This is a genomic window from Lactobacillus gallinarum DSM 10532 = JCM 2011 (assembly GCF_001434975.1).
GTDB lineage: Bacteria > Bacillota > Bacilli > Lactobacillales > Lactobacillaceae > Lactobacillus > Lactobacillus gallinarum.
This window is the reverse complement of the sequence record NZ_AZEL01000078.1, coordinates 1-416: the sequence shown is the minus strand read 5'-3', so window position 1 is coordinate 416 and position 416 is coordinate 1. Positions and strand designations below refer to the sequence as shown.

1 protein-coding gene and 1 pseudogene are annotated in these 416 nt (G+C 34.6%); one reads left to right on the top strand and one right to left on the bottom strand.

Annotation, left to right across the window (positions count from 1 at the left end; translation table 11 throughout):
* Positions 1–70: pseudogene (locus FC37_RS11020) on the bottom strand (IS200/IS605 family transposase); the annotation flags it as partial.
* Positions 71–168: 98 nt separating this feature from the next.
* On the opposite strand from FC37_RS11020, the gene FC37_RS09055 reads away from it, so the two are divergent.
* The coding region (locus FC37_RS09055; RefSeq protein ID WP_156400681.1) for a helix-turn-helix domain-containing protein at positions 169–416 on the top strand (248 nt) is incomplete at its 3' end.

Here is a 416-nt window from a genome sequence, read left to right as displayed (position 1 = left end):
GATAGTGTGCATTATAGACGTAGTGTTTTTCATAGCCTGCGTCTTTTATTTTGTCTCTTTTATAATTCATAGTCCAATATCCTTTTATCTATTACATATCTGTTTACTGTGGATTATAAGATATACATAGGCTATAATCAAATTACAATAATACGAGGAGGTGAAATCATGAAAAGAATGAGCAGTTTAGCCTATCACTTTGGCGTTAAGCTTCGCTTTTATCCTAGTTCTAAGCAAAAGAAGATCATCAAGCTAAATTATGATGCGCAGCGCTTTGTCTACAACTCTTATGTAGGACGCAATCGAAGCAATTATCATGCTAAGCGCTATTTAGCTGTTAGACAATATCAAGCAATGCCATTTGCCTTTTCTATTCTTAATAATTATGAGACTAAGCTGGCAGAAGAAGTAGTCGC